The 17186-nt window shown below is 65.9% G+C and carries 23 protein-coding genes; 10 read left to right on the top strand and 13 right to left on the bottom strand.

Annotated features, from left to right (window positions below; genetic code table 11):
* Nucleotides 1-3: 3 nt before the first annotated feature.
* The 3 genes from JQK15_RS12985 to JQK15_RS12975 are packed head-to-tail and all read right to left on the bottom strand — an operon-like array spanning nucleotide 4 to nucleotide 1408.
* The gene (locus JQK15_RS12985) at nucleotides 4-471 is read right to left on the bottom strand and encodes a RidA family protein (RefSeq protein ID WP_007715324.1); all 468 of its coding nucleotides are present in this window, start codon (nucleotides 469-471) and stop codon (nucleotides 4-6) included.
* Nucleotides 468-1124, bottom strand: coding sequence for an HAD family hydrolase (locus JQK15_RS12980; protein WP_214865958.1), 657 nt, complete (start codon nucleotides 1122-1124; stop codon nucleotides 468-470). Before JQK15_RS12980 ends, JQK15_RS12985 begins: the two co-directional genes overlap by 4 nt.
* Nucleotides 1121-1408 carry a DUF3572 domain-containing protein gene (locus JQK15_RS12975; protein ID WP_125989179.1) on the bottom strand — a complete coding sequence of 96 codons (288 nt, stop codon included), beginning with the start codon at nucleotides 1406-1408 and terminating at the stop codon, nucleotides 1121-1123. Before JQK15_RS12975 ends, JQK15_RS12980 begins: the two co-directional genes overlap by 4 nt.
* Nucleotides 1409-1476: 68 nt before the next feature.
* Between JQK15_RS12975 and JQK15_RS12970 the strand changes: the two genes are divergently transcribed.
* Nucleotides 1477-1839 (top strand): response regulator, encoded by a 363-nt coding sequence (locus tag JQK15_RS12970; RefSeq protein ID WP_214865956.1) that lies wholly within the window; start codon nucleotides 1477-1479, stop codon nucleotides 1837-1839.
* A 149-nt stretch (nucleotides 1840-1988) separates the two neighbouring features.
* Nucleotides 1989-3875 (top strand): PhoX family protein, encoded by a 1887-nt coding sequence (locus JQK15_RS12965; RefSeq protein WP_214865954.1) that lies wholly within the window; start codon nucleotides 1989-1991, stop codon nucleotides 3873-3875.
* A 267-nt stretch (nucleotides 3876-4142) separates the two neighbouring features.
* Here the strand turns inward: JQK15_RS12965 and rpmG are convergent, their stop codons facing one another.
* Nucleotides 4143-4310, bottom strand: coding sequence for a 50S ribosomal protein L33 (gene rpmG, locus JQK15_RS12960; protein WP_004208953.1), 168 nt, complete (start codon nucleotides 4308-4310; stop codon nucleotides 4143-4145).
* A gap of 201 nt (nucleotides 4311-4511) precedes the next feature.
* Here rpmG and JQK15_RS12955 point away from each other — a divergent pair, with 201 nt between their 5' ends.
* From JQK15_RS12955 to JQK15_RS12945, 3 genes are all read left to right on the top strand, one after another.
* Entirely contained in the window at nucleotides 4512-4835 is a 324-nt protein-coding gene (locus tag JQK15_RS12955) for a hypothetical protein (RefSeq protein WP_214865952.1), read from the top strand.
* 11 nt (nucleotides 4836-4846) lie between these two features.
* Nucleotides 4847-5413 (top strand): TMEM165/GDT1 family protein, encoded by a 567-nt coding sequence (locus tag JQK15_RS12950; RefSeq protein ID WP_214865950.1) that lies wholly within the window; start codon nucleotides 4847-4849, stop codon nucleotides 5411-5413.
* 122 nt (nucleotides 5414-5535) lie between these two features.
* Nucleotides 5536-6027 (top strand): Dps family protein, encoded by a 492-nt coding sequence (locus JQK15_RS12945; protein ID WP_004208950.1) that lies wholly within the window; start codon nucleotides 5536-5538, stop codon nucleotides 6025-6027.
* Between the two features lie 96 nt (nucleotides 6028-6123).
* On the opposite strand, the gene JQK15_RS12940 is transcribed toward JQK15_RS12945, so the two are convergent.
* The 8 genes from JQK15_RS12940 to JQK15_RS12905 all read right to left on the bottom strand — a co-directional run bounded on the left by JQK15_RS12940 (nucleotide 6124) and on the right by JQK15_RS12905 (nucleotide 12728).
* Nucleotides 6124-6594, bottom strand: coding sequence for a GreA/GreB family elongation factor (locus tag JQK15_RS12940; RefSeq protein WP_037522165.1), 471 nt, complete (start codon nucleotides 6592-6594; stop codon nucleotides 6124-6126).
* Between the two features lie 52 nt (nucleotides 6595-6646).
* Nucleotides 6647-8473, bottom strand: coding sequence for a cobaltochelatase subunit CobT (gene cobT / locus JQK15_RS12935; RefSeq protein WP_214865948.1), 1827 nt, complete (start codon nucleotides 8471-8473; stop codon nucleotides 6647-6649).
* Nucleotides 8470-8817 (bottom strand): HepT-like ribonuclease domain-containing protein, encoded by a 348-nt coding sequence (locus tag JQK15_RS12930; protein WP_026109340.1) that lies wholly within the window; start codon nucleotides 8815-8817, stop codon nucleotides 8470-8472. The genes cobT and JQK15_RS12930 overlap by 4 nt, the downstream gene beginning before the upstream one ends.
* Nucleotides 8807-9103 (bottom strand): nucleotidyltransferase family protein, encoded by a 297-nt coding sequence (locus JQK15_RS12925; RefSeq protein WP_004208946.1) that lies wholly within the window; start codon nucleotides 9101-9103, stop codon nucleotides 8807-8809. Before JQK15_RS12925 ends, JQK15_RS12930 begins: the two co-directional genes overlap by 11 nt.
* Nucleotides 9104-9142: 39 nt before the next feature.
* A complete protein-coding gene (locus JQK15_RS12920) occupies nucleotides 9143-9565 on the bottom strand; it encodes an OsmC family protein (RefSeq protein WP_214865946.1) in 423 nt (140 codons plus the stop codon).
* Between the two features lie 37 nt (nucleotides 9566-9602).
* Nucleotides 9603-10610, bottom strand: a complete 1008-nt coding sequence (cobS, locus tag JQK15_RS12915) for a cobaltochelatase subunit CobS (protein ID WP_004208944.1) — start codon at nucleotides 10608-10610, stop codon at nucleotides 9603-9605.
* 86 nt (nucleotides 10611-10696) lie between these two features.
* Nucleotides 10697-11989 carry an Hsp70 family protein gene (locus JQK15_RS12910; RefSeq protein ID WP_214865944.1) on the bottom strand — a complete coding sequence of 431 codons (1293 nt, stop codon included), beginning with the start codon at nucleotides 11987-11989 and terminating at the stop codon, nucleotides 10697-10699.
* Between the two features lie 121 nt (nucleotides 11990-12110).
* Nucleotides 12111-12728 (bottom strand): J domain-containing protein, encoded by a 618-nt coding sequence (locus JQK15_RS12905; RefSeq protein WP_010338638.1) that lies wholly within the window; start codon nucleotides 12726-12728, stop codon nucleotides 12111-12113.
* Between the two features lie 45 nt (nucleotides 12729-12773).
* Between JQK15_RS12905 and JQK15_RS12900 the strand changes: the two genes are divergently transcribed.
* Both JQK15_RS12900 and JQK15_RS12895 read left to right on the top strand, forming a co-directional pair.
* Nucleotides 12774-13061, top strand: a complete 288-nt coding sequence (locus tag JQK15_RS12900) for a BolA family protein (protein ID WP_214865942.1) — start codon at nucleotides 12774-12776, stop codon at nucleotides 13059-13061.
* Between the two features lie 22 nt (nucleotides 13062-13083).
* Complete coding sequence (locus JQK15_RS12895) at nucleotides 13084-13989, top strand: pirin family protein (protein WP_214865940.1); 906 nt, start codon at nucleotides 13084-13086, stop codon at nucleotides 13987-13989.
* A gap of 24 nt (nucleotides 13990-14013) precedes the next feature.
* On the opposite strand, the gene JQK15_RS12890 is transcribed toward JQK15_RS12895, so the two are convergent.
* Nucleotides 14014-14865 (bottom strand): MJ0042-type zinc finger domain-containing protein, encoded by an 852-nt coding sequence (locus tag JQK15_RS12890; protein WP_214865938.1) that lies wholly within the window; start codon nucleotides 14863-14865, stop codon nucleotides 14014-14016.
* A gap of 180 nt (nucleotides 14866-15045) precedes the next feature.
* On the opposite strand from JQK15_RS12890, the gene ftsE reads away from it, so the two are divergent.
* From ftsE to JQK15_RS12875, 3 genes are read left to right on the top strand one after another with little or no spacing between them, the layout of a single operon-like run.
* A complete protein-coding gene (gene ftsE, locus JQK15_RS12885; protein ID WP_004208937.1) occupies nucleotides 15046-15756 on the top strand; it encodes a cell division ATP-binding protein FtsE in 711 nt (236 codons plus the stop codon).
* Nucleotides 15756-16658, top strand: a complete 903-nt coding sequence (locus JQK15_RS12880; RefSeq protein WP_214865936.1) for a cell division protein FtsX — start codon at nucleotides 15756-15758, stop codon at nucleotides 16656-16658. The genes ftsE and JQK15_RS12880 overlap by 1 nt, the downstream gene beginning before the upstream one ends.
* The gene (locus JQK15_RS12875; protein WP_004208935.1) at nucleotides 16655-17185 is read left to right on the top strand and encodes a YdcF family protein; all 531 of its coding nucleotides are present in this window, start codon (nucleotides 16655-16657) and stop codon (nucleotides 17183-17185) included. Before JQK15_RS12880 ends, JQK15_RS12875 begins: the two co-directional genes overlap by 4 nt.
* Nucleotide 17186 lies beyond the last annotated feature (1 nt).

Here is a 17186-nt window from a genome sequence, read left to right as displayed (position 1 = left end):
CGCTTATGCAGCGGGGCGAACCTGCACGATCGCGTCGATCTCGACGGCCGCGCCCAGCGGCAGCACCGGCACGCCGACGGCGCTGCGGGCATGCTTGCCGGCTTCGCCGAACACCGCGACCATCAGTTCCGACGCGCCATTGGCGACCTTGGGCTGGTCGGTGAAGCCGGGCGCGCTGGCGATGAAGGCGCCCAGCTTGACGATCCGCTCGACCCGGTCGAGGTCGCCGCCCAGCGCTGCCTTCATCTGGGCGATGAGGTTCAGGCCACAGGCGCGCGCGGCTTCGACGCCATAGTCGAGGTCGCGGTCTTCGCCCAGGCGGCCGGTCATCAGCTGTCCGTCCTTCAGTGCGATCTGGCCGGAAATATGCAGCAGGCCATTGACCTCGACCGCCGGCACATAGGCGGCGACCGGCGCGGCGGCGGCGGGCAGGGTGATGCCGAGTTCGGCAAGGCGGGCGTCGATGCTCATGCAATGGCTCCATTCAGGGGCGTTGAAAGTGCGGGTGCCGGCCCTTCGGCCAGGCGGGCGATGATCCATTTTTCGGCGCTGGCCCAATCGTCGATCCGGGCATGGGCCTTCTCCGCGACCGGAATGTCGCCGGCGATCTCGGGCTCGCCGACCATGTGCAGCCGCCACACATCGGGCGCATGACGCGCGACCGACGCATGATGCTCGCCCAGATCGTCGATGAACAGGGCGCAGCTCGGCTGGCGCTCGGCCAGGATATTGGCCAGCTTGCGCCCCTTGCCGCCATGGTTCCAGTGGACCGGGAGGTGCAGGCCATGGCTCGCCAGCTGTTCGATGCGCAGCTGGTGGTGGCGCTCGCCGATATTGGTCAGCACTTCGATATCGGCGATCTGTGCCAGCCGGTGCAGCGCCTCGACCGCGCCGCTGATCGGGGTCTGACGCGCCATTTCGGTATCGAAAAAGGCGATCAGCAATTCCCACACCAGTTCGCGTTCTAGCGGTATGCCGCTGTCCTTGTGGCGCAGTGCCTCGGCAAAACCCTGTTCGCGCATGTCGAAATGCACGTCATGCGTCTCGTCCAGCCAGTGGCGGAACGGCACGACCATGTGCAGCAATACCTCGTCGCAGTCGGTGATGATCAGCGGACGGCTCATCGGCTCAGATTCTCCTTCGCGGCGATCAGGGCCGCCGGGCTGCTGTCGATCGCCTCGGCACAGGCAACCAGATCGGGTTCATGGTCGGCCAGGAAGGCCAGCACGGCGCTCAGGATCGCGCGATTGCCGACCCCGGCGCGCAGCGCATCGGCATCCAGTCCGGTCAGCGCCAGCAGCCGATCGGCCCGGCGACCATCGCTCAGCGTCCATCCCATTGCCATCAATGCCAAAATTTCGGCATCGGCGGCGCTATCCGGCTTGCCATTCTGGGTCTCGGGTCGCATGATTGGCTCTCGCGGAATGGGCGGCTATAGGCGCGCACCAAGGGGCTTCTCTGGAACGCGGGTGACTCGTGGCAAAGCGCGTGCTCGTTGTCGAGGACAACGAACTCAATCTGAAACTTTTTTGCGACCTGCTGCGCGCGCACGGGCATGACGTGCTGCCGCTGCGCGACGGCCGCGACGTGCTGGCGCAGGCGCGCGAATTCGCGCCGGACCTGGTCATCACCGACATCCATCTGCCCCATGTCAGCGGCTATGACCTGATCGTGTCGCTCAAGGGCGATGACAGCCTGTCGCCCGTGCCGATCATGGCGGTCACCGCCTATGCCGGGAAGGGCGACGAGGACCGCATCCGCGCGGCCGGCGCCGACGCCTATGTGTCCAAGCCGATTTCGGTCCTGCGGTTCGTCGAACAGGTGAATGCACTGCTGTAACCCGCCGGCAACAGCGTCACTTATGCGTCATCATTCGGTCGCTGCTCTGACATCATAGCGCAGTTTGCGCGTCATCCTCCTCTGTCACGTCATGCGCGCCAAGGGCGCGGCGGTCATGCCGACGCTCGGATGCACAGGGGTATTTTATCATGTCTCATCTGACCGACGAGGCGCGCGCGGCCTTCCGCGATGCGCAGCCCAAGATTGTTTCGGGCGAAGATAGCCTGGAAGCCATCGTCGCGGCCAATCCGGGCCGCCGCTCCGTCCTGAAGAACGGCCTGCTGGGCCTGTCCGTGCTGCCGATGCTGGGCGCGCTCGCCGCCTGCGACGATGACGACGACGACAGCACGCCGGCGCCGACGCCGACGCCGACGCCCACCCCCACGCCGACTCCGACGCCCAGCTATGGCATCAACTTCACCTCGGTCGCGATCAACACCAACGACACCGTGACCGTGCCGTCGGGCTATACCGTCGATGTGCTGCTGAAGGCCGGCGATCTGGTCGAAGCCGGCACCGCCTTTGCCAATGGCACCTTCCCGACCAGCGTCAGCCAGACAGCGGCCTGGGCCGGCGGCAATCATGACGGCATGGAATATTTCGAACTGACCGGCACCGACGCCAACAGCGGCGGCCTGCTTGCGATCAACTTCGAACTGCCCGACTATAATATCCTCTTCTCCAGCGGCAGCTACAACGCGTCGACCGCCACCGCCGATCAGAAGGCGATCGCGCTCTCGGCCGTCGGCATCGCCGTGGTCGAAGTGACCAAGGGCACGGACGGCAAGTTCGCGGTCAAGGCCGGCTCGAAATATAACAAGCGCTACAGCGGCAACACCGACTATCGCGTCGGTGGCCCTGCTGCGGGCGTCCTGCCCGGCACGATCCGTGGCATGCTCAACAACTGCTCGTCGGGCCGCACCCCCTGGGGCACCTACCTCACCTGCGAGGAAACGACGAACAACTATCTCGATCCGACCCAGCCCAACACCAGCTATGGCTGGGTGGTCGAGATTGACCCGTTCCAGGAACTGGCCCCCGCGACCAAGCGCACCGCGCTCGGCCGTTTCAGCCATGAAAATGTCGCCCACATGACCGACGACAACAACCGCGTCGCCTTCTACATGGGTGACGATTCGACGCCGGGATGCGTCTACAAGTTCGTGCCGGACCGTGCCTTCAGCAGCAGCAACCGTGCCGCCAACACCGATCTGCTCGATTATGGCACCCTCTATGTCGCGCGCTTCAATGCCGACGGCACGGGCGAATGGCGTCCGCTGGTCCAGGGGCAGAATGGTCTGGTCGCGGGTGCCCAGGATCCGGGCAATGTCAGCCAGTCGACCACGCCGCCGACCCCGACGACGGTCAATTTCACCAACCAGGCCGATGTGCTGGTCAACACCCAGTCGGCCGCCCGCGTCGCTGGCGGCACCATCATGGACCGTCCGGAATGGATCACGGTTGCGCCGAACAAGCAGGCGATCTTCGTCACGCTGACCAACAATAGCGGTCGCCGCGTCACCGACGCTGCCGATCCGCGCGTGACCAACCTGCATGGCCATATCCTCAAGTTCCGGGAAAATGGCGACTCGCCGCTGGCGACCGCCTTCACCTGGGAAATCTTCCTGCTGGCGGGCAATCCCGCGCTCGCGGAGGATAATCTCAAGGGCAATATCAGCGGCGACTATTTCTCCAGCCCCGATGGCATCCGAATCGATCCCCAGGGCCGCCTGTGGGTCCAGACCGACCATAATCTGACCGGCAATGCCGGCACGCTGAACGGCGCTGCCACCAACATGACCGGCGCCTTCGGCAATAATTCGATGTATTATATCGATCAGACCAGCAAGCAGTCGAAGCGCTTCCTGGTCGGCCCGGCAGGTTGCGAGATCACCGGCATCGCCTATACGCCGGACCTCAAGAACTTCTTCATCAACATCCAGCATCCGACCGGCAACTGGCCGGTGGCGGGGCAGCAGCCGCGCTCCTCGACCATCGTGGTGCGTCGTACCGACGGCCAGCCGGTCGGCAACTGACGACATCGGGCTCCCGATCTTAGGATCGGGGGCCTAGGGGCGATCGACATTCAGATGATGACGTGACGAAAATGGTGGTTTTTCGTGACCCGGAGCGCAGCGTACTTAAAGTACGTGAGCACCGGAAGCGCGGAGAACCGCCATTTGCAGGCCGTCAGGGTGGCCCTAGCCGGCTCGAATGCCAACAGGAAAAGGCCCGCTCCCAACAGGGACGGGCCTTTTTCGGTGCCGAAAGATCAGGCGCGCGGGCGCGAAGCCCGCTACGGCTTACTTGATCTTGGCTTCCTTGAACTCGACATGCTTGCGCACGACCGGGTCATACTTGCTGAAGCTCAGCTTTTCGGTCGTGGTGCGCGGGTTCTTCTTGGTGACGTAGAAGAAGCCAGTGTCAGCCGTGCTGACGAGGCGGATCTTGACAGTTGCCGGCTTGGCCATGGCTTGGTCCCTGGTCTTGAAATAGCGTAAAAAGAAAAGCGGCCCTGTCGGACCGCCCCGTTTCAGCGGTGCCCCTTGGGGCAGATTCGCCCCGATGTCAAGGCTCGCGCGCCCAATGGAGGCTGCGCAACAGGCTTTACGGCCCTTTAACCCTATGCGCGCATGCTGCCAGGCGGGGCACGGATGAAGGGAGATGGCTCCATGCGACATGATCCGAAACTGGCGATTCTGGCGGACCTGCTGCGGCGGGTCGACGGACTCGCCTCCCAGCGCGGCCATGTGTCGGTGCCGCGCCTGCATGACGAGGTCGACCAGATCCGCCATATCGCGCGCGCCTTCCGCGTCGACAGCGTCGGCGACCTGGCCGCCACGCTCCAGTCGGTCCTCTCGCTCGACGGGCTCGATTCGGTCGTCCTCTCCTATCTCGACCGGATGCGGGACGCGATCGCCGACGAACTGCCGCCGCTCGACAATATTTTGCCGCCGGCCGCCGCGCCCGCTACGGTGCATCGCCTGCACGCCTGACGGGATTTGGAATGGACGCCTTGTTGATCGCCCTGCTGGGCTGCCTGTTCGGGGAAATTGGCGACAAGGGGCAGTTGCTCGTGCTCGCGCTCGCCCATCGCTATCAACGCGATGGGGCGATCATCGCCGGCGTCGCCGTTGCCGCCATCGCCAATGCTGCCATTTCCGCGGCAGCGGGCGCCTGGATCGGGCCGATGCTCGGCCATGACGCACGGCTGTTGTTCATGGCGCTGTCGGTCCTGTTCCTGGGCGTCGGCCTGCTCTGGCCGGTGAAGATGCCCGACACGCTCGATGACTGGCGCATCGGGCCGTTCCTCACCACGGCGCTCGGCGTCTTCATCCTGGGCTTTGGCGACGGCCCGCAATTCCTGATCCTGGGCATCGCCACCCGCACGGCCGACCCGGCGCTGGCCGCGATCGGCGGCGCGATCGGCGTGATCGCCGCCAGCGTGCCGGTGATCCTGATGCGCGACCGGTTCCTCTCCGTGCTGCCGGTGCGCGCGATTCGCCTGGTCGGCGGCGGCATCGCCATATTGGCGGGCGCAGGCATGGCGATGAGCGCGATCGGCCGGCTCTGATCGATTCCCTTCATCAGCCTGACCGATAAATTGCCCAAAGATTTCCGACTTGCGGGGGCACCTTATTGACGGACAATCATTATATGTCCGAAATCAATTCCGCCCCAACAGGAGGACAGTGCATGACCGCCCCCGATCTCAAGACGCCCACCGACCTCAAGAGCAACGCCACCAAGTCGGTCGCAGAGGCCCTGAACGGCGCCCTGGCCGACAGCTTTGCCCTTTATCTCAAGACCAAGAATTTCCACTGGCACGTCTCCGGCCCGCATTTCCGCGACTATCATCTGATGTTCGACGAGCAGGCGACCGAGATTCTGGGCGTGACCGACCTGATCGCCGAGCGCGTGCGCAAGACCGGCAACACCACGCTGCGCTCGATCGGCGACGTCGCCCGTCACCAGAGCGTGAAGGACAATGATGCCGATTTCGTCAGCCCGGCCGACATGCTCAAGGAACTGCGCGACGACAACTTGGCGCTGGTCGAAACCTTCCGCGCGGTGAAGGCCGCCGCCACCGAAGCGGGCGACAATGCGACCGAAGGCATTGTCGACGACTGGACCGACCAGGCCGAACAGCGCGCCTGGTTCCTGTTCGAAGCCGCCCGCGGCGCCTGAAACTGAAAAGGGCCTCCCGGCAAGCCACCGGGAGGCCCTTCTATATGCGATTGCCTAAAAGCCGTTCGCTTCGAGCCTGTCGAAAAGCGTAAAGCGCTACGCCTCGTCCACCACCCCGATCGCCACGATCTCGATCGCGCCGTCCTTGCCGGCAAAATCGACCGCCTCGCCGATCTCGGCATCCATCATCGCGCGGGCGAGCGGTGCGGAAAAGCTGATCCGACCCTCATGCGGATCGGCCTCGTCATCACCGACGATCGCCACGGTCTTTTCCTGGCGGTTCAGCCGATAGGTCACCCGCGTCCCGAACGCGACCGCTTCGCCATCCGCCGCCGGGCGCAATTCCGCCGTCGCCAGCCGCGTGCGCCAATAGCGCAACACCCGCTTGTGCTTCTTGGCGGCCTCCTCGTCCATCGCCGCGGTGTCGATCGCTTCCAGCGCTGCCACCTGCTCCTGCGTCAGCCGCAATCCGCGCGCCGTGACCCAATTGGGGCCGGGCGGGATCGGCAGCTCGAACTTGGGCTCCATATGCTCATCGTCGCTTTCGCGACGAAAGGCGACACTCATCTTGCCTCTCCAGAATTTCAGTAATGCGGGACGACGGGACCGAACCGGTGGGTCAATCCTCGTCGAACAGGCCCGCAAGCTGTTCAACCATCGTGCCGCCCAATTGTTCGGCGTCCATGATGGTCACGGCGCGACGATAGTAACGGGTGACGTCATGGCCGATGCCGATCGCCACCAACTGCACCGGCGACCTATTCTCGATCCAGTCGATCACCTGGCGCAGATGCCGTTCCAGATAGGTGCCGCTATTGACCGACAGGGTGCTGTCGTCGACCGGCGCCCCGTCGGAAATCACCATCAATATGCGCCGCTCCTCGGGCCGCGCGATCAAGCGCGCATGCGCCCATAGCAGCGCTTCGCCGTCGATATTTTCCTTCAGCAGCCCTTCGCGCATCATCAGGCCCAGATTCCTGCGCGCCCGGCGCCAGGGTTCGTCGGCCTTCTTGTAGATGATGTGGCGCAGGTCGTTGAGCCGCCCCGGCATGGGCGGACGCCCCGCCGCCAGCCAGTCCTCGCGACTCTGTCCGCCCTTCCAGGCGCGCGTAGTGAAGCCAAGGATTTCGGTCTTCACGCCGCAGCGTTCCAGCGTGCGGGCCATGATGTCGGCGCTGATCGCGGCGATGCTGATCGGCCGGCCGCGCATCGATCCTGAATTGTCGATCAACAGGGTGACGACGGTGTCGCGGAACTCGGTGTCGCGCTCGATCTTGTAGGTCAGCGACCGGGTCGGGTCGATCACGATCCGCGCCAGCCGCGCCGCGTCGAGAATCCCTTCCTCCTGGTCGAAATCCCACGATCGCAGCTGCTGCGCCATCAACCGGCGCTGCAACCGGTTGGCGAGCTTGGTGACCGCGCCCTGCAAGGACACAAGCTGCTGGTCCAGGAAGCCGCGCAGACGGTTCAGCTCATCCTCGTCGCACAGGTCGTCGGCGGTGACGACCTCGTCATGCTTCTGAGTATAGGATTTATAGTCGAAACCGGGGGGCAGGTCGGACGTCGGCCGATTGGGCCGCACCGGCATCATGCCTTCCTCGCCCATATCGTCGGCGCCGTCTTCCGCGTCGGCGTCGAACTCCTCGCTATAGTCGGTGTCGCCCTCTTCGGTCTCGCCGCCCTGATCCTCGGAGCGGGCTTCGGCGTTCATGTCGCTGTCGCCCGATTCCTCCTGGCCGGAATCGCCTTCTTCCTGCTCTTCCTCCTTGTCCTCACCCTCATCCTCGGGCTCGGGGTCGTCGGTTTCGGGCGGCACGTCGGCATCGACCAGCTGCAGATGCTCCAGCATCGCCTGGGTCAGCTTCTGGAAGGCACGCTGGTCGTCGATCGCCAGGCCCAGCGCATCCAAGTCGGTGCCGGCCTTGTCCTCGATCCACTGGTCGACCAGCTTCATCGCCGGCTGCAATTCCTCGGGCACCACCTGGCCGGTCAGCCGCTCGCGCACCTTGAGCGCCAGCGCGGTCGACAGCGGCACCTCGTCCGCCGCCCGCGCCCGGCGGATCGGATCGGACTTCAGGCGCATCGCCAGCGCCTCATTGAGGTTCGCGCGCACGCCCTCCAGCGCCCGCGATCCGATCGCCTCGACCCGCGCCTGCTCGACCGCGTCGAACACCGCGCGCGCTACCGCCTCGCCCGGCGCCATCGCATTGTGCAGCCTGGCATTATGGTGGCGCAGCTTCAGCGCATTGGCGTCGGCAAAGCCGCGCGCCAGTGCCACCTGATCGGCGGGCAAGGCGCGGCTGGGCGTCGGCACCTTGATCGCCTTGCCCACCATGTGCGGCGTGTCGGCGGTGAAGCTCACCTCCACCTCCATGTCGCGCGTCATCGCCCGCGCAGTACCGGCCAGCACATCCTTGAAGGCGTCGAGGGGGGAACGTTCGGTCATGGCAAGTCCTTCAGCGCGGCGATGCAGGCCGCACGCAGCGGCGGCAGGTCACGCTGGATCGTGATGAGAATGTAACGGAGGTCGATCGAGTCATATTCATGCCGCAGGACATTGCCCAGGCCGCGAATGGCCCTGGCGGGGATTGCAGGCGCAATCTCCTCCATCCGGTCCTCGCCGATCTTGATCACCGCTTCGGTTATCCGTTGCAGGCAGCGTTCGCAGGCATCCACCGTCTTGCGATCGGCGATGAAGGCCTCGATCGCCATGTCGCCGACATAGGAACGGGCCGCGTCGATATTCTCGACAATATCCTGCAACCTCTGGGCTTCGCGGCTAGAAGACACAGACGCGATCCCGATCGATCTCGTGTTGCAGTCGTGCCTTGCGGGCCGGTTCGGTCACCATGTCGACGGCGACGCCCAGCGCCTCGCGCACCGCTTCGCCGATCGCGGCCACCTCGAACAGGCCGATCCGGCCATCATCGACCAGCTTGGCCGCGACATCGACATCGGAATCCGGCCGCTGTTCGCCCCGCGCGGTCGATCCGAACAAGGACAGGCTCACCACCCCCATGGCCCGCAATTGGGCTTCATGGGCTTTCAGGCGATCGATGGCGGTGTTCCTGTCCATATATCCATCATAATGCCAAGCGCGGGCGCGGGCCAGCGTTCACCGGCCCTCCGGATCGTTCACGCGCGGCACGGCGACGGTCTCGATCTGCGTCTCGACCTCGCTCATCAGCTTGTGGACCGGGCATTTGGCCGCGACCGCGATCAGCCTGTCATGCTGCTCGTCGCTCATCGGGCCGGTCACGGCGATGCGGGTGGTCAGCTTGTAGATGCCGGCCCGCTCCTGGCTCGCATCGCGCACCACGCCGACATGGATATTCTCGACCGGAATGCCGTTGCGCTGGGCATACCAGAGCATGGTCATCGCCTTGCAGGCGCCCAGTGCCGAATCATACAGGTCATGCGGGTCCGGCCCGGCGTCATGGCCGTCGGGCGCCGACATGTCGGCGACGATCTCATGCCCGCGGATGCTGATCCGGTGCGCACTGCCGCCTGTGGGGTCGATCCGTTCGACGACGATCATGGGTTCAGCCCTTTCGTTCAAGGGGCCGTGCGAAGGTTCAGTTCGCGCGGCTCGCCACGCTCTCGGGCAGATCCTTGCCAAAGACGCGCTGATAATATTCCGCCACCAGCGGCCGTTCCGCCTCATCACACTTGTTGAGGAAGCTCAGGCGGAAGGCGAAGCCGACATCCTTGAAGATCAGCGCATTCTGCGCCCAGCTGATCACGGTGCGGGGCGACATCACGGTCGAGATATCGCCGTTGATGAAGCCCTGGCGGGTCAGTTCCGCCACCTTGATCATGCTCTCGACCTCCTTGCGGCCGCCCTCATGGTCGTATTCGCCCGACTTCGCCAGCACCACCTGGGCCTCGGTCGCGGCGGGCAGGTAATTCAATGCCACCACCAGGTTCCAGCGGTCCATCTGGCCCTGGTTGATCTGCTGCGTGCCATGATAGAGGCCGGTCGTGTCGCCCAGGCCCACCGTGTTGGCGGTCGCGAACAGGCGGAAATGCGGGTTCGGCCGGATCACGCGATTCTGGTCGAGCAGCGTCATCTTGCCGTCGGTTTCCAGCACGCGCTGGATCACGAACATCACGTCCGGGCGGCCGGCATCATATTCGTCGAACACCAGGGCGACCGGGCGCTGCAGCGACCAGGGCAGCAGGCCTTCCTTGAATTCGGTGACCTGCTGGCCGTCCTTCAGCACGATCGCGTCGCGCCCGACCAGGTCGATGCGGCTGATATGCGCGTCCAGGTTGATGCGGATGCAGGGCCATTTCAGGCGCGCAGCGATCTGCTCGATATGGCTCGACTTGCCGGTGCCATGATAGCCCTGGACCATGACACGGCGGTTGAAGGCGAAACCGGCCAGGATCGCCAACGTGGTGTCCGGATCGAACACATAGGCGGGGTCGAGGTCGGGCACGCGCTCATCGGCCTGGGAAAAGGCCGGGACCTTCATGTCGATGTCGATGCCGAACATCTCGCGCACATCGACTTCGCGGTCGGGCGCCTCCATCAGCGTCTCGGAACGGGCATCGGGCTGGATGTTGGAAATGTCGGTCATGTCGTCATCATCTTCCTGCGAGTCACTCTCGCCCTAAACGATCGGGCAAGGGTGTGTCGAGACAGTGGGGGCTAGGCGGCCGGCGATCAAGCGGCCCATTCGGTCAGATTGGCCTCCTGTCCGACCAGTGCCAGCCCATGGGCGATCGATGTCAGCTCGCCGCCGGTGGCGATCCGGTCATGGCCGAAGCGGCGGAAGAAGATGTCGCGGATCGCCGGGATCAGCGACGATCCGCCGGTCAGGAACACCCGGTCGATGCTTTCCGGGGCGACATTGGCCTTGGCCAGCGCCTTGTCGACGGTCGCCTCGATCGCGGCGATGTCGGCCGCGATCCAGCGCTCGAAATCGCCGCGCGCGACCTCGGTCTCGATTCTGATGCCGCCGCCTTCGAAGCGGAAGGTGGCGCTGTCCGCGTCCGATAAGGCCCGCTTCAGTGCGCCGACCGCGTCATAGAGCGGATAGCCCAGTTCCTTCTCGATCACCGTGATCATCCGGCCGATCGCGGCGGGATCGCGCGCCGCCTTCTGCAATTTGGCCAGCTCGTCCATCGTCCGCCGGTTGCGCATCAGCGCCAGGCGCGACCAGTCGGCGAAATCGGCGAAATAGCTGCGCGGTATCTCCAGCTCCTTGCCGAAGGAGGTGTAGGCGCCGCCCTTGCCCAGCATCGGCAGCACCAACTGGTCCATGATGCGATAATCGAACCGGTCGCCGGCGAGGCCGATACCCGCCGATCCCAGCGGCACGCAGCGCCGCGCCGCGCCCGGCGCCTCGACCCGCACCAGCGAAAAGTCGCTGGTGCCGCCGCCGAAATCCGCGACCAGGATGGTCGCCGCGCTGTCGAGCCGGCTGGCATAGCTGAACGCCGCGCCCAGCGGCTCATAGACATAATGGATCTCGCTGCCGAAGCCGGCGAACATCGCGTCATAGCGTTGCCGCGCCAGCGCCTCGTCGGGCCGGGCGCCGGCATATTCGACCGGCCGGCCGACGACGATCCGCTCCGGCCTTTTGTCCAGCGTGCCGCCGGCATGGCCGATCATCTTCCCTAGAAACATCTGCCCCAGTTCCTCGAAGCGATAGCGTTTCTCGAAGATGCTGGCGCTCTCGAAAATCGGGCTGGCCGCCACCGACTTGAAGGATTGCAGGAACCGGCTGTCCTCGGGAAATTCCAGATATTCACTGATCGCCCACGGGCCGGCCTCATGCGCCATGCCGCCCTTCACATGGCTGTCATGCCAGAAACACAGGGCAGACCGGAACACCGCGCCGGTCGCCTGCGCACCGGCAAATTCGACCAGCTCCGACTGGCCGGCATCGGCGATGGCGGCGACGCTGTTGGTCGTGCCGAAATCAAGGCCCAGCGCGCGCGGCTGATCCTGCATGGGGTCTCTCCGGGAAAATCGAGGGCCGGGCGCTATGACAGCGTCATTCCGGCGCGGCAAGGCCATCCTGTCCTACATCTGGGCGGGATGCCAGACCGGAATGGAACGCAAATATCCCAAGTCAGGCGAACACCGGCGCCTTGCGCAGATGGCCATAGGCCTCGATCACATTCTGCAGCTGCCCCTCCTTGGTGCGGTCGCCGCCATTATGGTCGGGATGATAGCGGCGAAGCAATTCGGTGTAACGGGTGCGCAGCGCCTTGCGGTCGGCGTCGATCGGCAGGCCCATCACCGACAGCGCCTTGCGATCCTCGGATGACAGGAACTGGCCGTCCTGCCGCACCTGCGCATCGGCCCGCGCCTTGGCGACCCGCTCCTTGAACTTGGCGCCGATCGCATCGAGCGGATCCTGGAAGTCCGACCATTTGGGCGGCGGGCTGGCGGCATTGCTGGAAAAGGCGCGGGTCTCCCGCTCCCAGCCGGCATAGGGGCGCTGGGCCGCGGCAATCTCTTCCGGGCTCATGCCGGTGAAGAAATTATAGCCCTGGTTGAAGGCGCGGACATGGTCCAGGCACAGCCAGCGCCATTGCGGCCCCTCGTGATGCGATCGGTGGCCTTCCTGCAATGGCGCGCGAAATTCGCCCGGTTCCGGGCAACCGGGCACGGCGCAGGGGCGGTCGCTTTCCACGCGGCCATGGAAACGGTTGAAACGACGGGTCGAGAAGGGATCGCTGCTCAAGATTGTCCTGATGGAATGGCTGGCAAAGCAGCCTATATAGGGCGCATGACCACCGACCTCAAAGGCCCTGTCGCCACCGAAATCGAGGCGCGGCTGCGCGCCGCCCTGACGCCTGCCCATCTCGCCGTCATCGACGACAGCGAAAAGCATCGCGGCCATGCCGGCCATGACGGCTCGGGCGAAAGCCATTTCACCGTGGAAATCGTCGCCGAACGGTTCGTCGGCCAGAGCCGCGTCGCCCGGCAGCGCCTGGTCAATGCCGCCCTCGCCGACCTGCTGCGCGACAAGGTCCATGCCCTCGCGATCAAGGCCCGCGCGCCCGGAGAAGTCTGACCACAACGACAGGAGCCGTCCCATGTCGAGCGACAATGTGCTGCTGCAGACGATTACGCCAACAACCCATGATCTGGGCGATTTCAAGGTGCATCGCGCGCTCCCGGCGAAGGAGCGGACCATGGTCGGCCCCTTCATCTTCTTCGATCAGGCGGGGCCGGCGCTATTGCCGACGGGGGAGGGGGTGGACGTCCGCCCCCATCCCCACATCAACCTCGCCACCGTCACCTACATGCTGGAAGGGACGTTCCTCCACCGCGATTCGCTCGGCACGCAGCAGTTGATCGGCCCCGGTGCGGTCAATCTGATGACCGCGGGCAAGGGCATCGTCCATTCGGAACGCACCCCGCCCGCCGATCGCGGCCATGACAAGAGATTGCTGGCGATCCAGACCTGGCTCGCCTTGCCGGAGCGCGACGAGGAATGCGACCCGGCCTTCGAGCATGTCGAGGGTGGCGGCCTGCCGGTGCTGGAGGATCATGCCTCCTGGGCGCGGGTCATCATGGGCACGCTCTGGGGCGAGACGGCACAGGTCTCGACCTATGCCGACACCATCTATGCCGATATCCAGCTGCGTCCCGGCGGTTCCATCCCGGTCGATGCCATCGCGGAAGAGAGGGCGCTCTATCTCTGGCAGGGATCGGCGACGCTCGACGGCGTCGATCTGCTGCCCCAGACCCTCTATGTGCTGCGCCCCGGCGTGCCCGCGACGCTTCACAGCGACCATGGCGCCAATCTGGTCCTGTGCGGTGGCGAGGCATTCGTGACCCCGCGCCATGTCTGGTGGAATTTCGTGTCCTCAACCAAGGACCGGCTGATGCAGGCGCGCGAGGATTGGGAGGCGATGCGCTTCCCGCTCATTCCGGGCGACGATCAGGAATTTATCCCGATCCCGCAGGGCCGGCCCAAGACCGTCAGCTACCCCTGACGGTTCGGGTCGCCCCGGATCTTCTTACTCCACGAAGGTCAGCGAGAGATTCTCGGCATTCTTGGGAATGTCGATCCGGCTTTCGTTGATCGACGCTTCCTCGCCGGGCTTCAGCCGGGCCTTGTCCGCCTTGGTGGTCCAGCTGAACACCAGCCGGTTCTGGCGGTCGCGCAGCTGCACCAGCACCGGCGGCACCGGCAGCGCCTGCTTGCCGCTGTTCACGATCCGCGCGCCAAAGGCGAAATATTCCTCGCCGGTCGGCAGCTTGCGCCGCTCGGCAGGCTTGGAAAGATAGAAGAGCAGGTCCGGATCGCCCTCTTCGGCGACCAGGCCCATATTCACGGCCCAGGCCGGCGGCCCGAAATAATGGAGCGCAGCGCCGGCGGCCGCGACCAGCAGGAAGAAGAGGACGGCAGCCCAGGTCAGCAGCTTGGCGCCATTGCGCCGACGCTTGGCCGGCAGTGACGGCGGCGGTGGCACCTCTTCGGCCGGCTGCGATACGCCGGCATAAATGTCGTCGAACCGGTAATCGGGCGCGATCGCCGGCGTCGGCTCGGCCGCAGGTTCGATCGGCGGCGGTGCAGCGGCCTCCGGCTGCGCGGGTGCGACCGGTTCCGGCTCGGGCGCCGGCGTGAATCGCATCGGCGCTTCGGCAGGCGCCGCTTCCACTGGGGGCGGCGGTGGCGGAGGAGCGGGCGGCGGCGCAACCGGCGCGGGAGTGGCCGGTTCGGGCGCCTCTTCGCGCGGCGCGGGGGCGGGGCCTTCCTGGAACCAGCTATGCTTGCAGGCGGCGCACCGCACCTGGCGTCCGTCCGGGCCGACGGCGGTGTCGGGCACGATGTAGCGCGTCGCGCAATTGGGGCACACCAGGATCATTCTGCTTCATAGGCATGGCAGGGACTCTAGGGCAAGAGTCTGAAACACAGACCCGCTCATGGGCGCGACTCGCGGCATTGCGCGGGATAGTTTGTCGGCCTGCCCTTTACGCGTCCCCGCCGCCTGTGCCATGGCAGGGCTTCGGGGAAGCAGGGAGCGCATCGGCGCCACACGTCACTTATGTCGGCCATCGTCCAGTTCGAAAATGTCGGCCTGCGCTATGGTCTGGACAGCGAGACCCTGTCCGACGTCAGCTTCTCGCTCAACAGCGGCGATTTTTATTTCCTCACCGGCAGCTCGGGCGCGGGCAAGACATCCCTGCTCAAGCTCCTTTATCTCGCCCAGCGGCCCAGTCGCGGCGTGATCCGCCTGTTCGGCGAGGATGTGGTGACGCTCCCCCGCAAGCGCCTGCCCGGCTTTCGCCGCCGCATCGGCGTCGTGTTCCAGGATTTCCGGCTGGTCCCGCATCTGTCCGCCTATGACAATATCGCCCTGCCGCTGCGGGTCGCGGGCATGGAGGAAAGCGAGATCGACGCGCCGGTCAGCGAAATGCTGAACTGGGTCGGGCTGGGCGATCGCGGTCAGGCGCGGCCCGCCACCCTGTCGGGCGGGGAGCAGCAGCGCGTCGCCATCGCCCGCGCGGTGATCGGCCGGCCGGAGATTCTGGTCGCCGACGAACCGACCGGTAACGTCGACGCGGACATGGCCCGCCGCCTGATGACCCTGTTCGAAGCGCTCAACCGCCTGGGCACCACCATCGTCGTCGCCACCCATGACCTGCCGCTGATGGCCCAGGTGGCGAGCGCGCAGATGATGCGGCTGGACAAGGGGCGGCTGGCCGATCCGACCGGTGCGCTGCGCTATCCGCCCCGCCCGCAGGGCGGCGCCTGATGGCCGGAGGCAATCGTCGCAGCGCGGCCGCCGCGCGCCATCGCCTGCTGCCCGCCGGTCGGGTGGCGGGGCCGATGCCCTGGATCATCGCGATCATGATGTTCCTGACCGTGCTGGCCGCTGCTGCGGGCCTGGGCCTTGGCACCGCCGTCCGCGCGATGAGCGCCGATCTTGCCGGCCGCGCCACGGTTCAGGTGGTGGAGTCCGATGCGCAGCAGCGCGACCGTCTCTCCGCCCGTGTGCAACAGGCGCTGCGCGGCAATCGCGATGTGCGCCAGGTCGCACCGGTCCCGGCCGCGACGCTGGCGCAGCAACTGCGTCCCTGGCTCGGCGCAGACGTGACCAGCGGCGACCTGCCGATCCCGGCGCTGATCGACGTCAGCCTGACGCCGGGCAATGCGGCGGCCAAGGTCGACCGGTTGCGCCGGTCGCTCGCCACCCTGTCGCCCAGCCTGCGGGTCGAACCCCATGCCGCCTTCCTCGCGCCGCTCGCCGGACTGCTCACGGCGCTGGGCTGGCTGTCGGGCGGGCTGGTTCTGCTGATGGGGCTCGCCACCGGGGCCGTCGTCGTGCTGGCGGCGCGCGGCGCGCATGACAGCCATCGCACCACGATCGAGGTGCTGCACCTGATGGGCGCGACCGATGTGCAGATCGCCCGGCTGTTCCAGCGCCGGATCGCGCTCGACGCCACCATGGGCGGCGCATTGGGCTTTTCCTTCGCCGTGCTGGTGATCCTGCTGATCGGCGCACGCCTGTCGGCCACCGGATCGCAGCTGATGGGCGCCGTCGCCTTGCCCTGGAGCAGTTGGGCGCTGCTCGCGGCGCTGCCGATTGCCGGCATTCTCCTGTCGACGCTCACCGGCCGCTGGACCGTGCTGCGCGCGCTCGGGCGCTCGCTATGATCGTCCGCCTGATCGCCGTTACGCTGCTCGGCTGGATGCTGGGCTTTGCCTGGTTCGCGATGTTCCTGCCCCAGCCACTCGACGGGCGACAGACCGACGCGATCGTCGTGCTGACCGGCGGCGCCGGCCGGATCGACCGGGGGCTGGCCCTGCTGCAGGAAGGCGCGGCCAAGCGCATGCTGATTTCGGGCGTCGACCGCTCGGTCCGCCCGGTCGAACTGGCGGCTGAATATAAGACCCGGCTGTCGCTCTTCACCTGCTGCATCACCTTGGGGCGCGAGGCGATCGATACCCGCTCCAACGCGATCGAGACGGCGCGCTGGCTGGAGCGGCGCGATTATAAGAGCGTCCGCCTCATCACCACCGACTGGCATATGCGTCGTTCCGCGCTCGAACTGCGTCAGGCGCTTCCGGGCCGCATCAACCTTGTCTATGACGCGGTGCCCAGCCGTCCCAGCCTCACCATATTGGTGCGGGAATATAATAAATATCTCGCGCGCCGCGTCGCCGCGCTCTTTGGTATCTGAT

Origin of the sequence: Sphingobium sp. BHU LFT2, from assembly GCF_018604485.1 — a bacterium.
GTDB classification, from domain to species: Bacteria; Pseudomonadota; Alphaproteobacteria; order Sphingomonadales; family Sphingomonadaceae; genus Sphingobium; species Sphingobium yanoikuyae_A.
The sequence above is the reverse complement of the archived record's forward strand: the minus strand, read 5'-3'. Positions and strand labels throughout refer to the sequence as shown.